This is a genomic window from Nitrincola alkalilacustris, assembly GCF_008973755.1.
GTDB lineage: Bacteria > Pseudomonadota > Gammaproteobacteria > Pseudomonadales > Balneatricaceae > Nitrincola > Nitrincola alkalilacustris.
In genome coordinates this window covers 415,179-432,891 of the sequence record NZ_WBOM01000002.1, presented here as the reverse complement: position 1 = coordinate 432,891, position 17,713 = coordinate 415,179, and the positions used below count along the sequence as shown (strand labels likewise).

Here is a 17,713-nt window from a genome sequence, read left to right as displayed (position 1 = left end):
CCGAGGGCGATTCACCCCGCCAGCAGTGCCAGTAACTGCTCACCATCAGATGGCAGGCTGGCACTGCCTGTGGCATCAAACAGCGCATCGGCCAGGGCCTGTTTTTTCTGTTGCATCTGTTGAATACGTTCTTCGACTGTGTCGGAGGCCACCAGTTTGTAGACGAACACCGGCTTGTCCTGCCCGATGCGGTAAGCGCGATCGGTTGCTTGCTGCTCGACTGCCGGATTCCACCAGGGATCGATATGGATCACGGTATCGGCTGCTGTGAGGTTAAGGCCACTGCCGCCCGCCTTGAGGCTGATCAGAAACACCCTTGCTTCACCCGACTGAAAGCGGTCGATCATCTGCTGGCGCTTGCGCGTCTGACCGGTCAGTTTGGCATACTCAATACCCTGCTTGATCAGCAGCGATTCAACCAGCCCCAGCACCTGAGTGAACTGAGAGAAGAGCAGGATCTGGCGCCCCTCCTCCACCATCTCGGGCAGATTATCTTCCAGCCACTCCAGCTTGGCACTCTGAGTGATGCTGCCGGCCTGATCCAGCTTGACCAGACGCGGATCAATGCAGGCCTGACGCAGCTTCAGCAGCGCATCCAGAAACTCGATCCGGCTGCGGGCAAGGCCTTTACTGGCGATCAGATCCCGCACCCGTTTCTCCATGCTGACTCGGATCGCTTCATACAGCTCACGCTGCCGACCACCCAGCTCGACATGCTGTACCATTTCACTTTTCGGCGGCAACTCCGCCACCACCTCGCGCTTGGTTCGGCGTAGTATGAAGGGGGCTACTCGGCTGGCCAGCAACTGCTGGCGATCACGATCACCCGCCTGTTCTATCGGGTTACGAAACTGCTCGTTGAAGTCAGCCCATCCCCCCAGCAGGCCGGGCAGTGCGAAGTCCATCAGCGCCCAGAGTTCGCCCAGATGATTCTCCAGTGGTGTGCCGGTCAGGCAGAGGCGGCGCTGCGCCGTCAGCCTGCGCACAGCACTCGCCAGTTTGGTCTTGGGATTCTTGATCGCTTGCGCCTCATCCAACACCAGCAGGCTGAGGTTGATAGCTGCGTAGTGTGGCAGATCCCGCAGCAGCAACGGATAGCTGGTGATGACAAGATCGCTGCCGCCCATCTGTTCAAACTGCTCAGCACGCTGAGGGCCATGGATAAGGCAGACATTCAGATCCGGTGTGAATTGACGAGCCTCATGCAGCCAGTTGCCCATCAGGCTGGTCGGTGCGATGACCAGAGCCGGACTGGTCAGTCTGCCCTGCTCCTTCATGCGCTGAATCAGGGCCAGTGTCTGCAGGGTTTTGCCCAACCCCATATCATCCGCGAGGATGCCACCAAAGCCGTATTGCTGCAGAAAATCCAGCCAGGCCAGCCCCTGTTGCTGATAATGTCTGAGCTCTGCTCTGAGCCCTGAAGGGGTCTGAACAGGCTGCAGCCCATTGAAGGCTTTCAACTGTTGCATCAGTTCCTCGGTCAGTGGTGCTTCGCGCAGATCCAGATCCGCCTGCTCAATCAACTGCACCGCCTGGAAAGGCGGCAGTGTGACCGGCGCCTGCAACCGGTTCTGCTGATAAAGCTCCAGAATCAGGCCATGCACGGGACGCAACGGACCAGCGTCTACCCGCAACCAGCCCGTCTCGGACACCAGCACCACCTCATTCGGCATCCCCTGCGCTAGCCACTCGCCGATCACAATGCGGGTATCCAGCAACTGATCACCCAGTGGCAGCCGCAGGCCAAACTCAAACCAGTGATCAGCGCCATCACTGACACGGATATCAAAGGTGGTACGACTGACCTCAAAGTGGTAACTCGGGTCTATCTCCACCTGCCAACCCTGTGCCTGAAACGCAGGCAGCGCGTCATCCAACAGGGACTGCCAGCGGTTCAGAAAGTCAGCCGCAGAGCTGCTGATCGGTTGCCAGATCCACTTCCCCGACTCCTCCTGCCCAAAGATCCGCAAGTCCAGTTGGGCTAGCGCGTCCAAAACGCCCTCTTCTGCTTCATAGTCACGTCGTACCAAGCGGGTCTTGTCCTGCAGCGTGATCACCGGATTCTCCGGCTGATCAGAATAATCGTCTGCTTGGAAGCTGATCCGATAGCCCGCGTAGTCGAATGTCACCAGAATTCCGGGCAAGCGGATACTATCGCCACCTACCGATGAGATCAGCGTCAGGATCGGGGTGAACGAGTTGACCTCCTCCACCTCGTCAACCGTTTCAGGCAAGGGCAGCTGATCGGTTCGGAACCGGTGGCGCAGCATCAGTGCAGCGCGCGGCAGATCAGACCGGGGAATGGCCGGCATCGATGCCAGATGAGCAACCTGATTGACGGGGATATCCGTCAGCAGTGTGCCCATGACACACCGCTGCTCAGTCGGCTGCTCGATGAGATAAAAAGGTGGTGTCACGGGCAACACCTGGCATGCCTGCCCCTCACCCAAGGTCGGCTGCAACCGGCTGGAGCCGTTTATCTCCTGCCAGCACCAGCTCAACGGCTGATCGTGCCCTGCCCTGATCCAGAGATCACTGCTCTTCATACGTAAACGCTGTGTCAGCAGCATCTGCTGTAACAACAGTGCGCCGCGCTCACCCTCCAGCACATAGCCATAAAAAGGGTTCTCACTGCCCTTGAGCAAGCGCAACACAGAAAGATCCTGCGGAGTCATGAATTCAGGCACGTCGTAACTGATACGATAGAGGTCAGGGCTATAGTGGCGCAACTGGCTCCAGTCGCCATTCTTCTTCAGATATCCCTTCTGCATGCTCACCTCCAGCCGGCCGGTCGCCGACTGTTGCAGCTCATACAGGAGATAGTGACGGGCAGGTTCCAGGGCTCCGGGCTCCTTATCAGCCACCGACGTCGGCATCGATGCCAGCCAGTGTTCCCAGGATGGCAGAGCCTCATCCACTGCCTCACGTGACATGTGGCTTCCATACTCCTCCAGCCAGGTCAGGGCCGTTGCTACCACATGCTTGCAATCATGCCCTACCGGGCAGGAACAGAGCCCATACAGACCATCCTCATCCTGCTGCAGATCCACTTCATAGGGCCGTGAACCGGAGCCGGCCACCAGTGCACGGATACGGCTGGCATCATGTTTCTGAGTCAGCAGTATCACCCGCCCCTGTTCGTAATATCGCTCACCCCGCTGAAACGCCGCCTGGCTCGTTATCAGGGCAATATCTGCACGGTTATAGATCAGCATGGTCTGGTCTTGGTCGTTGAAAACAGCCATGATACAGGATCTATCCATCTATCAGTAACAGTGGACAGTGGGAAGGGGTGAGCAAAAACTGACAGGGAGCAGATAACGGGGAATCAGAAGGGAAGCAGGGCACGTCCCGAAGGAGGTGCCCTGCGGATCACTCAGCGTGGATCAGGCCAGATCAAACCGATCGGCATTCATCACTTTGGTCCAGACCTTGACAAAATCCTGCACGAACTTCTCTTTCGAGTCGTCCTGAGCATAGACCTCGGCATAGGAGCGCAGAATGGAGTTGGAACCAAATACCAGATCCGCGCGGGTGGCGGTCCACTTCACCTGATCGGTTTTCCGATCACGGATCTCATAGAGGTTCTTGCCCACCGGCTTCCAGGTATTGGCCATATCGGTCAGATTGACGAAGAAGTCGTTAGTCAGGGCACCGACACGATCCGTAAACACACCATGAGCCGTGCCACCGTGGTTGGTGCCGAGCACACGCATACCGCCAATCAGCACCGTCATTTCAGGTGCCGTCAGGCCGAGCAACTGGGCGCGATCCAGCAGCATCTCTTCAGGACTGACCACATAGTCCTTCTTCTGCCAGTTACGGAAGCCATCATGAACCGGCTCCAGATAGCTGAAGGAATCAATATCAGTCATCTCCTGTGTGGCATCACCCCGACCCGGCGCAAACGGCACATCAACCTTGACACCGGCAGCCTGTGCCGCCTGCTCAATGCCGACATTACCGGCCAGTACGATCACATCCGCCACACTGGCACCGGTTTCTGAAGCGATCCCCTCCAGTACTCCCAGCACCTTAGCCAGACGGGCAGGTTCATTACCTTCCCAGTCCTTCTGTGGCGCCAGCCGAATACGAGCCCCATTGGCCCCACCGCGCATATCGGAGCCGCGGAAAGTCCGCGCACTGTTCCAGGCAGTTGTCACCATATCACTGAGACTCAGCCCACTGGCGGCAATCTTCGCCTTGACGGCAGCCACATCATAATTGCTGTTCCCAGCCGGAATCGGGTCCTGCCAGGAGAGGTCTTCCTGGGGTACCTCAGGACCGATATAACGGGCTTTCGGCCCCATATCACGGTGAGTCAGTTTGAACCAGGCGCGGGCGAAGGCGTCTTCAAAAGCTGCAGGATCTTTGTAGAAACGCTCGGAGATCTTGCGATACTCAGGATCCATCTTCATTGCCATGTCGGCATCAGTCATGATCGGGTTATGACGAACTGATGGATTTTCGGCATCCAGCGGCTTATCTTCCTCCTTGATGCTGACCGGTTCCCACTGCCAGGCGCCAGCCGGACTTTTCTTCAGCTCCCACTCATGATTTAGCAGCAGCTCGAAATAGCCGTTGTCCCACTTGGTGGGATTGGTAGTCCAGGCGCCTTCCAGGCCACTGGTGACAGCATTACTGCCAACACCACGTTTGGTTTTGTTCAGCCAGCCAAAGCCCTGATCCTCAATATCCGCGCCCTCCGGCTCTGGCCCGAGCAGACTGGCATCACCATTGCCATGTGCCTTACCCACCGTATGACCACCGGCCGTCAGTGCAACTGTTTCCTCGTCATTCATCGCCATACGGGCAAAGGTGATACGGACATCCTGGGCGGTTTTCAGCGGATCAGGCTTGCCATCAACCCCTTCCGGATTCACGTAAATCAGGCCCATCATCACCGCAGCCAGCGGATTTTCAAGATCACGCTCACCGGAATAGCGGCTGTTCGGGTTGTCGGTTGGCGCCAGCCACTCCTTCTCGGAGCCCCAGTAGATATCCTCTTCCGGGTGCCAGATATCCGGGCGACCAAACGCAAAACCATAGGTCTTGAAGCCCATTGATTCATAGGCCACATTGCCAGCCAGAATGATCAGGTCGGCCCAGCTGAGCTTGTTACCGTATTTTCTCTTGATCGGCCAGAGCAGACGCCGCGCCTTGTCGAGGTTGCCGTTATCCGGCCAGGAGTTGAGCGGGGCAAAGCGTTGGTTGCCCGTGCCAGCGCCACCACGACCATCTGCCACACGATAGGTGCCGGCTGCATGCCAGGCCATACGGATCATCAGGCCGCCATAGTGGCCCCAGTCGGCTGGCCACCAGTCCTGACTGTCGGTCATCAGCGCGGTGAGATCTTTTTTCAGAGCCGCGACATCAAGCTTTTTCACCTCTTCGCGATAGTTGAAGCTCTCTCCCAGAGGGTTGGTCTTGGTGTCGTGCTGGTGGAGGATGTTAAGGTTGAGTGAGTTTGGCCACCAGGCCATATTGGTTTTGCTGCTGGCAGTGTTGGCGCCATGCATCACGGGGCATTGACCAGCAGAACCGGTATTCTTGTTATCCATATCACACTCCTGTTAATGACATTATTTCTGACTGTGCCTGATTACCCGGCACGTCCTCAGTCATGTATCAGGATAGATGAAAACCAGACGCAGCATGTGGTTTCAGCGATTTTATTTCCCTACTGTCACGATAGATATTTTTTATTCATCCATGCGGCCCGATTGCTCGTATCAGGGCCGCACCGAAAAGGGGTTCTGCAGCAGATTATTATTCCTCCCCTTATCAGGGTTTGATCGCCACCTTGAGCACTCCGTCACGCTGATGAGCAAACAGGTCATAGGCGTCCACAATGCTATCCAGCGCAAACTGATGCGTCACCATAGGCCCGAGATCTATACGCCCACTGGAGATGATCTGCATCAGACGTCGCATCCGCTCCTTACCACCGGGGCAAAGCGAGGTCACGATTTTATGATCCCCCAGCCCGGCGCAGAAGGCCCCCAGAGGAATGGTCAGGTCACCTGAGTAAACACCCAGACTGGATAAGGTGCCGCCCGGCTTCAGGACACGCAACGCTGCCTCAAAGGTCGACTGCAGACCGAGTGCTTCGATTGATGCATCAACACCACGTCCACCGGTGATTTTCATGATCTCATCAATCACATCCACCTCGTTGAAGTTGAGTGTGACATCCGCACCCAGCTGACGCGACATCTGCAGGCGCTTGTCCACACCATCCACCACTATGATCAGTCCCGCGCCACGCAGTTTGGCACCGGCGGTGGCACACAGGCCGATAGGCCCCTGTGCAAAAACGGCCACTGTGTCACCAATCCGGATATTGGCAGCTTCAGCACCGGCAAAGCCGGTCGACATGATGTCCGGGCACATCAGTACCTGTTCATCGGTCAGGCCATCAGGAACTGGCGTCAGGTTGGCCTGAGCATCTGGCACGCGCACATACTCAGCCTGTGTACCATCAATCGTGTTGCCAAAGCGCCAACCACCCATCGGTTTGTAACCATGCGAATGGCTGCCGCCATCCTGTGCGGAGCAACCATCCTGACAGGCGTATGAGGTAAAGCTCGGACAGATCGCCCCTGCTATCACTCGCTGCCCTTCAGTATAGCCCTCAACATTGCTGCCCAGTTTTTCGATGATACCGACCGGCTCATGGCCAACGGTCAAACCGGGTGCCACCGGATACTCGCCTTTCAGAATATGGACATCGGTACCGCAGATAGTAGTTGTGGTGATGCGGATCAGCGCATCATTCGGACCGATATCGGGAATGGGTTTGTCAGTTATTTCAATGCGACCTGGCTCTACGAACACAGCAGCTTTCATCATGGACATCGCTCGTCTCCTTGTTTTGCTGACTTACAGTCAAGTACAGAAACACAGGATTGCAAGTGGTGTATTGACCTGAGACAAGTCAAGGTGATTGAGCGATGGAAGGTAAAAGGTGGATGATATCTGATTTAATTTGCTTACAGATCAAATTCAAGTTCAGCGGGAACAAACACCACACTGAGCTCGCTTCCGAAAACGCCAGTTTGCCCATCCATCATATGCCCAGCCGGCCAAACGATGAACCCCGGGCAATCTGATAATGGATACGGGAATTGTCCAGCCTACTTTCTCCCAGTAATAGAGACTGGCTTCCAGGCCAACCAGAAAATGAACTCCTGTCCAGACATGAATTTTCTTCATCATCGCCAGGCGGCCTACACCCTGCCAGGATTCAAAGCCGGAATCACTGATATCTACCAGTGTGAAGTGCGCCACAAGACGGTTGCGTAGATGATCAATTTCACGCCGACACAGTGAACAACTGCCATCGTAGAAAAGCCGTGGTACGTCGGTTGCATCCGTCTCATGCATCACGACTGCTGTATCTCAGTCAGCTGTTTGTGCAGCTTATCTGCTTCTTCCGACAGGATTGAATAACTATGGATATCCCCCCTGCGCTGAGCCTGCATCGCCTCACCCAGTTTTGACTCATAGGCTTTCTGCAGCTTTTTGACCTGGCTTGAGACAGAACTCTTAAAAAGACCAAACATGGCACGTACCTCTTAGATGTATTTCCAAGTGATACGGATATGAGCGATTTTGGTTCAGCACGCAGGTCCAATACCAAGAAAGATATTATAGTCAGCGGGCTGACGATAACAGCTGCTGGCACCAGGTCAAATAATGGCATCAATCACTTTGCCGACTTTTGAAATAAGACTTCAACTGATCGATGTCGGACTCACTCCAACCGGCTGGCTCTGTCAGCGCCAGCCAGGCATCAATGTAGTGCTCCGGTGCATATTCATGACCAAAGCCCTTCGGAGCAGTACCAAACATCGTATCCGCAGCCAGTTGCAGCATGGTCACGACAGGAAACCAGCGAAGGTCAGGAGATACATCCGGACCACGAGGTTCACGCATCCAATCCGGTTCTGTCCAGGCGATATGAGGATTGAAAAAAGTGATCGGATCACTGGCATACTGCAAAAAGGCGATACGGAAAGCCCCCCACTCCACAGAACCACGATCCAGCCCCTGCTCCTGATTCATGAAACGCACCACTGAACCGCCACGAAATGTCGGCAGCCACGCAGGGGAGCCGGGATCTCTCTGAGCAGTGATGCGCCGCCAGGTGTCGTTGCGAAACGGAGGTCCTGCCCATAAGGCGCCGTGAAAAGGCTCGTCAATAATATCGTACAGATCAAAGGAAAGATCAGAGTTCAGCGATCCCAGACTCATGCCCGACAGATACAAGCGCGGGCGGGTATCTCGCGGCAAGGTACGCCAGTGGCCGTATATTTCAGTGAACAAAGCACGGGCAGCTTCCTCCCCATATTTAGCTGCTGTCAGCATCGTCAGAGGGCTGTTCAAATAGGAGTATTGCGCCGCCACCGTAGCCACATCGCCACGATGCAGGTATTCAAAGGTGTCCAGTGAGTCCGAATCGATCCAGCCGGTGCCGGTCGGCGTGACCAGCAGCAGAACAGAACGCTCAAAGCCACCGACTCGCTTCAGCTCCTCCAACGCAAGCTTTGCACGGAGCTCAGGCGTCTCGGCCGACTCCAGACCAACATAAACACGAATGGGGGTGGGGAGTGGCGTATTGAAATAGGCGCTCAGATCTTCAGTCGTGGGGCCCTCTGCGACGAACCTCCTCCCCTGTCGGCCCAGCTCTTTCCAACTGATCAACGAGGCAGAGCTGCCTGTTTGAATGTCCAATGCCGGCAGTGGCATATCATCATCAATCAGTGAGTCCAGTTGCTGGAAGGAACTGTCAGCAGCACGCAGAAGCCCCTTCATCAATACGCCATCTATCACTGACCAGAAAAGCACTGCAGCAACCAGAAAGCTGGTCATGTAGGAGATACGATCAGGCACATAACGTCGCCAACGTATCGCCAGGGAGTGCATGATCCATTTGAACAGCCTCGCCAGACCCAGAGCCACCAGAAACACCAGCCCAGCTATCAGCCCCAACATGATGGGCTGTATACCTGTCGAGGGCTCCATCCCCATCATGGAACGCAATGCATTTTGCCAGGTTGAGGCCTGCCAGATGAAGCTGATGGCAAACAGGACACACAACAGCATCGCCACCATTTTCAAGCGAAACGACCAGCGCGATTGGAATACCGGCAGTTGCAGATAGTACCAGAGCCAGACTCCCGTGATGCCCACACCATAACCTACGGTAAACGACAAGCCAGAAAGCACGCCTTGAATCAGAAAAGGCCTTGGCAGGAGCGATGGCGTCAGCGAAAAGGCAAAAAACACTGTTCCGAGCAGCAGGCCCACAATGTTCGGATAGGAAAAAAATCGCATGATCTTTTGAGGTACCTCTCAAAATACTGAATCGACGAGATGGTAATGACCTGGTGAGGTAATAATCTCAGGCCGTGTCATTCGTTACAACTCTTCTGGACCTGAGCCAAACCCTATCTCTGTGGTAAAATATCTCAACTCATTTGACGGAACACATACACCATGACAGACCGCCTGACGATTACCCGCCCCGATGACTGGCACCTGCACCTGCGTGATGGCGAGGTGCTGCAGCATGTAGTCCCTGCCACAGCCCGCCAGATGGGGCGTGCCATAGTAATGCCAAACCTGAAGCCACCCGTGACCGACGCCCAGCAGGCGCTGGCCTATCGTGAACGTATTCTGGCCCATGTGCCACCGGGCATTTCGTTCGATCCCTTGATGACCCTTTATCTGACCGATAACACCAGTGCCGAAATGATCGCTGCTGCCGGTGCCAGTGAGCATGTCAAGGCAGTGAAGCTCTACCCTGCCGGCGCCACCACCAACTCAGACTCAGGGCTGACAGACCTCGGTAGGCTGGACGATATCTGTGCCGCACTTACGGAAGCCGATATGCCATTGCTGGTGCATGGTGAGGTCACACATAACCATGTGGATATTTTCGACCGCGAGAAGCAGTTTCTGGACGAAATTCTGACCCCGCTTGCATCACGCCACCCTCAAATGAAGCTGGTAGTAGAACATATCACCACGCGTGATGCCGCCGAGTTTGTAATGGCGCACGGCGACAAGGTGGGTGCAACCATCACCCCTCAGCACCTGGCCTATAACCGTAATCATATGCTGGTAGGCGGTATTCGGCCTCACCTCTACTGTCTGCCGATTCTCAAGCGCAGTGTCCATCAGCAGGCCCTGCAGGATGCTGTGGTCAGTGGCAGTCACAAGTTCTTCCTCGGCACCGATTCCGCCCCCCATGCCAAGGGAGCAAAGGAAAATGCTTGCGGCTGTGCCGGTTGCTACAGTGCCTATGCCGCCATTGAGCTCTATGCAGAAATTTTTGAAGATCTGGGTGCACTGGACAAGCTGGAAGGCTTCGCCAGTTTTTATGGTGCAGACTTCTATGGCCTGCCTCGGAATACCGATCAGATTACCCTGATCAAAGAGGAATGGCAGGTGGCGGATGAAATGCCCTTCGGCAGTGATATAATCGTACCGCTGCGCGCCGGGGAAACCCTGCATTGGAAGCTGATGAACCTCCAGCCGATACCGACGCAATAATCAACATCGTGCAGTTCACACCAGCAAAGCAGTCAGCGCGAAAAGGCCACTCTCCAGGGGGAGACTTAAGAATAACGTCATATCGTCACTGACTCAGGTAGAATTACCACCGAGAAAAGCGAATCCAGCGCTTGAGACAAAGATTTGAAGCGCTGCATCTATACCATTTGGGGAATAAAATGACAGAAAACAGTCCGAAAATTATCTATACGCTCACAGACGAAGCACCCGCTCTAGCGACCTTTTCCCTCCTCCCTATCGTTAGAACCTTTACTGCTGCTGCCGAAATCAGTGTTGAGACAAGCGATATTTCAGTTGCTGCCCGTGTACTTGCTGCGTTCCCTGAAAACCTCACGGAAGATCAGCGCGTAGCAGACACTCTTGCAGAACTGGGCGAGCTGACCAAAGATCCATCGGCCAACATCATTAAATTGCCGAATATCAGTGCTTCTATTCCTCAGTTAAAAGCCTGTATCAAAGAGCTTCAGTCTCAGGGTTATAACATCCCCGACTTCCCGGATGAGCCAAAAACTGAAGAAGAAAAGCAAGCACGTGAGCGCTACAGCAAGATTCTTGGCAGCGCAGTAAACCCTGTATTGCGCCAGGGTAACTCTGACCGCCGTGCCCCGCCAGCCGTTAAAGCTTTTGCTCGCAAATTCCCTCATTCCATGGGTGCCTGGAGCAAGGCTTCTCGTTCACACGCGGATTACATGAATGGCGGCGACTTCTACTCAAGTGAAAAATCCACCACCATGACTGAAGAGACCGATGTGCGCATCGAGTTCGTCGGCAAGGATGGTAAGGTTGAGGTGAAAAAAGAGCTGCACCTCGAAAAAGGTGAAGTGCTTGACGGAATGTTCATGAGCGCCAAAGCGCTGCGTGATTTCTTCGAATATACCCTGAATGACTGTAAAGATTCAGGTGTGATGTGGTCGCTGCACGTAAAAGCCACCATGATGAAAGTATCTCACCCGATTGTGTTCGGTCATGCTGTTACCGTTTATTATAAAGATGTGTTTGAGAAACATGCCGACCTCTTCAAAGAGCTGGGAGTGAACCCTAATAACGGTCTGAACAGTGTTTATGAGAAAATCAAAACACTGCCACACTCCAAGCAGGAAGAGATCGAAGTAGACATCCACGCCTGCTATGCAGGTCGTCCTGAAATGGCGATGGTGGACTCTGTCAAAGGGATCACCAACCTGCACATCCCGAGCGATGTTATCGTCGATGCCTCCATGCCTGCGATGATCCGTAACTCCGGTCAAATGTGGGGGCAGGATGGTAAGCCAAAAGATACTAAGGCAGTCATGCCTGAAAGTACCTATGCGCGCATCTACCAGGAGATGATCAACTTCTGCAAAACCAACGGCGCATTCGATCCAACCACCATGGGTACCGTACCTAATGTTGGTTTGATGGCGATGAAAGCTGAAGAATACGGCTCGCACGATAAAACCTTTGAGCTGGAAGCAGACGGTATCATGCGCATAGTGAACGCAGCTGACGGCAGCGTGATCATGCAGCACGAGGTCGAAAAAGGTGACATCTGGCGTGCTTGCCAGACCAAAGATGCCGCGATCCGCGACTGGGTTAAACTGGCTGTTACGCGTTCACGTCAATCCAATACACCAGCGATCTTCTGGCTGGATCAGGAGCGTGCTCATGATCAGGAACTGCGCAAGAAAGTTGAGCTTTACCTGAAAGATCACGACACCGAAGGTCTGGATATCCGTGTGAGCTCATACATTCCTGCGATTCGTCGTACGATGGAACGTTTGATCCGTGGCAAGGACACCATCTCTGTAACCGGTAACGTACTGCGTGACTATCTGACCGACCTGTTCCCGATCATGGAACTGGGTACCTCTGCGAAGATGCTCTCTATCGTACCGATGCTGGCTGGTGGTGGCATGTACGAAACAGGTGCCGGTGGTTCTGCACCTAAACACGTACAGCAAGTGCTGCAGGAAAATCACTTGCGTTGGGACTCTCTGGGTGAATTCCTGGCGATTGCGGTTTCGCTTGACGAGCTTGGCCTGAAAGAGAACCTGCCAAAAGCACGCGTACTGGGCCAGGCACTGGATCGTGCAACCGAAACCCTGCTGGAAAACAACAAATCCCCTTCACGCAGAACCGGTGAGCTGGATAACCGTGGAAGTCACTTCTTCTTAGCCATGTACTGGGCTGAAGAGTTGGCGGCTCAAAACGAAGATGCAGATCTTAAAGCACGCTTTGCGCCTCTGGCAAAAGCGCTTAAAGAGAAGCAGGATCTCATCCTGTCTGAACTGAGCGAAGTTCAGGGACAGCCTGCTGATCTGGGGGGTTACTACCACCCTGATCACGCGAAAACTGATACAGTGATGCGTCCAAGTAAAACGCTGAATGAGATCCTGGCGAGCTTTCGTTAAGATCTGACTCAAGCAGGGGCCCTGCTCTGGGCTCCTGCTCTAATCAATCCCGCGCTCAGACAACCAGCGCTTCATCATAGCAATCTCTTCTTCTTGAGCTTCAATGACTGCTTCAGCCAAAGCACGAATCTCGGGATCATTACCATGCTCAAGAACAACTTTTGCCATACCAACGGCACCTTCATGATGTGGAATCATTCCGCGTACAAAATCTACATCAGCGTCCCCTGTGAACTCAATACTCATTGCTTCGTGCATCATGCTATTGACTGATTGGAAAGCAGCAACAGATGCAGGAACAGCCTCTGTTGATGCACCATGATTTTGGTGCCCGTGATGTGCTTTTTTTTCATGACCACCAGCAAAAGCGATACCAGTAGTGATCAGAAGGCTACCTAATAAAAGCAATGTGCGCATAAATTATCCTTGTAAGAAATGAAATTATTTTCACTGCTATTGTGACAAAATGATCAACTTAAAGTTCTGATATGGTATGTGCGGATTATATAATATAGTCTGTGTCAAAAAATGAGTGCTCTCCATGACCTCCACCACTCTTCATCCTGACCGCCACCATAATATTCGCGCACTATTTGACGAGTATCTTGAGCTCTATGCCTCACGCGATGATCGGCTCACCTCTTTATTCAGCGAAGACTTCAGCGGCTACACCTGCGGCGGGACTGTTCTGGTCACAGACCGAGAGGAGTGGATCAAGATCACCCGGCAGGATTTTTCCGAAGTACCGGGGCGCATACGCATCGAACTGCGCGATATCTCGATGCAGGATTTGAGCGATCATGTCGTTGCTGTGACCGCCTTTTTCAACATTCACCTGCCGGTTCCCGAAAGTATTCTTTCGCGAGAGATAGCGCGACTAGCCCTCATTTTTCGTCTTGAAGGCGAAGCCTGGAAAATTGTCCACAGCGGCATCTCATTTCCCTATCACCTGTCACAGGATGGCGAAGTCTATCCACTCTCTAATTTGGAGGATCGCAACCGGGAACTCGAAGCCCTGGTTGAAGAGCGCACCCGTACGCTGAATGAAAGTGAGGCGTTCTACAGGCTACTGACTGAAGACACGCTGGATGTGATCTGGCGGGCTGACAGCGAACTTCGTATCACCTACATCAGCCCCTCGGATGAATACTTTCGTGGTTTCAAGGCAGAAGAGGTGGTCGGCCATCATGTTCTGGAACTGTTCACCGAAGAGGGGGCAGCCATCGTCACAGAAGTATGGCGCAAGCGGCAACAGGCTGAACTGGAAGGAAAACACCTTGGCTTTGTCAGCTTCGAGGCCCCCCACCTCTGCAAGGACGGCAGAACTATCTGGGGAGAGGTGTTCTCAAAAGCAGTAAGGGACGAGCAAGGTAAAATTATTGGCTTTCACGGTATCACCCGTGAAATAACCAAACGTAAACAGCTGGAGGAGCAGATACATCACCAGGCGTTCTACGACACCCTGACCCAACTCCCCAACCGCCGCTTGCTCAGCGATCGCCTGAGCCAGACACTGGCTGCCAGCATGCGTACTGGGCGTCATGGCGCCTTGATGTTTATCGACCTGGATAACTTCAAGCCGCTGAATGACAAACATGGGCATCTTGTCGGTGATATGCTGTTGATTGAAGCAGCAAATCGATTAAAAAGCTGCGTGCGCGAGGTGGACTCAGTCGCACGCTTTGGCGGTGATGAGTTTGTGGTGATGCTTGGCGAGCTGGTCATGGATCATGCTGAGTCCATCGCCCAGGCCCGGGCAGTCGCAGAAAAAATCCGCGTCAGACTATCCGATATCTACCAACTGAACGTCACCCGCGAAGGTGAAGCGAAGAGCATCGTCGAACACCATTGTTCGGCGAGTATTGGCGTGTTTGTGTTTCAGGACCATGAAACCAGCCCAGACGACATTCTGAAATGTGCCGACAAGGCCATGTATCAGGCAAAAGAAGCAGGACGCAATACAGTCCAGTTTTATGAAGAAGACCAGGTTTAATTATCTGCACCCAGCACACTGCGCACTTTGGTCGCCAGCTCCAGACGGGTATAGGGTTTGCTCAACAACTCCACACACGGTCATGCCGCCCAGAATGATGTGAAGTATTGTGGAAAGCGGGTAAAAAACGACGCTTGCAGTGACTTCTTCATCACCTTAGGATTAATCGAACGGATGAGCCTTGGCAAAGTTCGGTCTATCCGGTACAGGATAGAACCTCTGCCACATGGGATGTCCATAAGCAGCCGCCTGATCATCAAACAGCACTAGCGTGTCCGGGGGTTTCAGTATGAGTAATAGCGTTCCAAGTTCGGCTCGAGTTGTCATCGTCGGTGGTGGGGTTATCGGGTGCAGCGTTGCATACCACCTGACCAAACTGGGCATCAAGGATGTTGTACTGCTGGAACGTAAGACGCTGACCTGCGGCACGACCTGGCATGCCGCAGGCCTGGTACCAACCCTGCGTGCAACTTACAACATGAGCATGCTGGCGAAATACAGTGCTGGATTGTATGAAGGCCTTGAGGCAGAAACTGGTCAGGCCACAGGTTTTGTGCGCAACGGTTCATTGAGCGTCGCCACACATCATGAACGTTTCACTGAACTTAAGCGCGGCGCATCAATGGCCAAGCTTTGCGGTTTTCCATGCGAGGTTGTTAACCCTGAGCAGGCTCTGGACCTGTGGCCACTTCTGAACATTGAAGACATAGTTGGCGGTGTGTACTTGCCGCTGGACGGTGTGGTCAATCCAGTTGACGTCTCCCAGGCACTTGCCAAGGGTGCTCGAATGGGCGGCGCCAGAATCATTGAAAACACCCATGTTCTGGACATCAAAATCAAGGATGGCAAGGCGGCTGGTGTCGTTACAGCACAGGGTGATATCGATGCAGAATTTGTTGTTAATTGCGCGGGGATGTGGGCACGCAATTTCGGCAAGAAAGCCGGCGTTAACATTCCCCTGCATGCCGCAGAACACTACTACGTCGTGACGGAGCCGATGCCGGAAATCAACGGCATCATGCTGCCGACGCTACGGGACCTGGATGGCTGCAACTACTTCAAGACCGATGCCGGCAAGCTGCTGATCGGCACGTTCGAACCCAACGCCAAGCCGTGGGGGCATGAAGGCATTCCTGACAGCTTCAGTTTTGATGAGTTGCCACCTGATTTCGACCACTTGGAACCCTACCTGGAAGCGGCGATTCGTCGTATCCCTGCGCTGGAGAAGACCGGGCTGCAGGTTTTCTTCAATGGCCCGGAAAGTTTCACACCTGACGATCGCTATCACCTGGGAGAGGCTCCTGAGTTACGCAACTATTTTGTAGCTGCCGGGTTCAACTCGGTGGGCATCCAATCAGCGGGAGGTGCCGGTAAGGTGCTTGCCGAGTGGATCGTCAAGGGTCATGCGCCAATGGATCTGTGGGATGTGGATATCAAGCGTAACCAGCCCTTTCAGGGCAACTCTCAGTATCTGTATGACCGCACTACCGAGGGTCTGGGATTGCTCTATGCCATGCACTGGCCGTTCCGTCAGTTCGAGACTGCACGGAACGCCCGCAAAAGTATTCTTCATGACCGCCTGGCTGCCGCCAATGCTTGTTTCGGCGAAGTTGTCGGTTGGGAGCGGGCGAACTTCTTTGCACCCGAAAGTGAGAAGCCCGAATATGGTTACAGCTGGGGTAAGCAAAACTGGTTCGAGTGGTCTGCAGCCGAGCACCATGCCGCACGCACAGCTGTCGGCCTGTTCGACCAAAGTTCCTTTGTCAAAATTCTGGTCCAGGGCCGCGATGCCATGCCGGTCATGAACCGCATTTGCAGTAACAACATCGATGTCGAGCCGGGTCGGATCGTCTATACCCAGTGGCTGAATGAACGGGGTGGCATTGAAGCTGATCTGACTGTCACACGTCTTGAGAAGGACTCCTTCCTCATCGTGACGGGCCCCTGGACTCAGACCCGCGAGCTGAACTGGCTACGCCGTAACACACCGGCTGAGGCGAACCTTGTCATAACTGATGTCACCTCCTCCATGACTGTAATCAGCATCATGGGCCCGAATGCCCGGAGCTTGTTGCAGCCACTCACCACTGACGACCTGTCCAATGCAGGCTTCCCGTTTGCGACGTCCAGGGAGATCGAACTCGGCTACGCCCGCGTGCGTGCAAGCCGTATTACCTACGTGGGAGAGCTGGGCTGGGAACTGTACATTCCAACCGAATTCGCACCAGATGTGTTCGATAGAATCGTTGCCGCAGGCGAGCCCCACGGCCTGAAGCTCTGCGGTTACCATGCACTGAACTCCCTGCGAATAGAAAAGGGCTATCGCCACTTTGGGCATGACGTGATGGAGGGTGACACGCCACTGGAGGCAGGATTGTCCTTTGCCTCAGACTTCAATAAGCCGGGCGGCTTCATTGGCAAAGAGGCATTGCTCAAGCAGAAAGCCGAGGGCATAAAAAAACGCTTGGTACTGTTCAAGTTCCTTGATCCTGAGGCTACCAGTTATCATGAAGAACCCATCTACAGAGATGGAAACATTGTCGGCCGCACCACGTCTGGCATGTACGGCCACTTCATCGGTGGCAACATCGCCCTGGGCTATGTCTGTAACGACAGCGGTGTCACTGCTGACTGGGTGATGGAGGGTAAGTACGAGATTGAAGTCGCCACCAGGCGATATGAGGTAGTGGCAAGTCTTCGCCCCTTCTATGACCCTGACATGAAGAGGATCAAGTGCTGAGTTATATGC

11 protein-coding genes are annotated in these 17,713 nt (G+C 54.1%); 4 read left to right on the top strand and 7 right to left on the bottom strand.

Annotation, left to right across the window (positions count from 1 at the left end):
• Positions 1 to 11: 11 nt before the first annotated feature.
• The 6 genes from F7R27_RS04835 to F7R27_RS04810 all read right to left on the bottom strand — a co-directional run bounded on the left by F7R27_RS04835 (position 12) and on the right by F7R27_RS04810 (position 9,339).
• Positions 12 to 3,245 (bottom strand): DEAD/DEAH box helicase, encoded by a 3,234-nt coding sequence (locus F7R27_RS04835; RefSeq protein ID WP_168927427.1) that lies wholly within the window; start codon positions 3,243 to 3,245, stop codon positions 12 to 14.
• 141 nt (positions 3,246 to 3,386) lie between these two features.
• Positions 3,387 to 5,561 carry a catalase/peroxidase HPI gene (gene katG, locus F7R27_RS04830; protein ID WP_151703079.1) on the bottom strand — a complete coding sequence of 725 codons (2,175 nt, stop codon included), beginning with the start codon at positions 5,559 to 5,561 and terminating at the stop codon, positions 3,387 to 3,389.
• 223 nt (positions 5,562 to 5,784) lie between these two features.
• Positions 5,785 to 6,858, bottom strand: a complete 1,074-nt coding sequence (locus tag F7R27_RS04825; protein ID WP_151703078.1) for an NAD(P)-dependent alcohol dehydrogenase — start codon at positions 6,856 to 6,858, stop codon at positions 5,785 to 5,787.
• Positions 6,859 to 7,011: 153 nt separating this feature from the next.
• The gene (locus tag F7R27_RS04820; RefSeq protein ID WP_151703077.1) at positions 7,012 to 7,386 is read right to left on the bottom strand and encodes a thiol-disulfide oxidoreductase DCC family protein; all 375 of its coding nucleotides are present in this window, start codon (positions 7,384 to 7,386) and stop codon (positions 7,012 to 7,014) included.
• On the bottom strand, positions 7,386 to 7,565 hold the full coding sequence (locus F7R27_RS04815) for a DUF6435 family protein (RefSeq protein WP_151703076.1): 180 nt from the start codon (positions 7,563 to 7,565) through the stop codon (positions 7,386 to 7,388). The genes F7R27_RS04820 and F7R27_RS04815 overlap by 1 nt, the downstream gene beginning before the upstream one ends.
• Before the next feature lie 139 nt (positions 7,566 to 7,704).
• The gene (locus F7R27_RS04810; protein ID WP_151703075.1) at positions 7,705 to 9,339 is read right to left on the bottom strand and encodes an alpha/beta hydrolase; all 1,635 of its coding nucleotides are present in this window, start codon (positions 9,337 to 9,339) and stop codon (positions 7,705 to 7,707) included.
• A 162-nt stretch (positions 9,340 to 9,501) separates the two neighbouring features.
• Here F7R27_RS04810 and pyrC point away from each other — a divergent pair, with 162 nt between their 5' ends.
• Positions 9,502 to 10,560, top strand: a complete 1,059-nt coding sequence (pyrC, locus tag F7R27_RS04805) for a dihydroorotase (protein WP_151703074.1) — start codon at positions 9,502 to 9,504, stop codon at positions 10,558 to 10,560.
• Positions 10,561 to 10,739: 179 nt separating this feature from the next.
• Positions 10,740 to 12,971: an NADP-dependent isocitrate dehydrogenase gene (locus F7R27_RS04800; RefSeq protein ID WP_151703073.1), complete on the top strand. Its 2,232-nt coding sequence runs from the start codon at positions 10,740 to 10,742 to the stop codon at positions 12,969 to 12,971.
• A 39-nt stretch (positions 12,972 to 13,010) separates the two neighbouring features.
• On the opposite strand, the gene copM is transcribed toward F7R27_RS04800, so the two are convergent.
• Positions 13,011 to 13,388 carry a CopM family metallochaperone gene (gene copM, locus F7R27_RS04795; protein ID WP_151703072.1) on the bottom strand — a complete coding sequence of 126 codons (378 nt, stop codon included), beginning with the start codon at positions 13,386 to 13,388 and terminating at the stop codon, positions 13,011 to 13,013.
• Positions 13,389 to 13,512: 124 nt separating this feature from the next.
• On the opposite strand from copM, the gene F7R27_RS04790 reads away from it, so the two are divergent.
• Positions 13,513 to 14,964: a diguanylate cyclase domain-containing protein gene (locus tag F7R27_RS04790; RefSeq protein ID WP_151703071.1), complete on the top strand. Its 1,452-nt coding sequence runs from the start codon at positions 13,513 to 13,515 to the stop codon at positions 14,962 to 14,964.
• Between the two features lie 289 nt (positions 14,965 to 15,253).
• A complete protein-coding gene (locus tag F7R27_RS04785; protein WP_151703070.1) occupies positions 15,254 to 17,704 on the top strand; it encodes a GcvT family protein in 2,451 nt (816 codons plus the stop codon).
• The last annotated feature ends 9 nt before the right edge of the window (positions 17,705 to 17,713 follow it).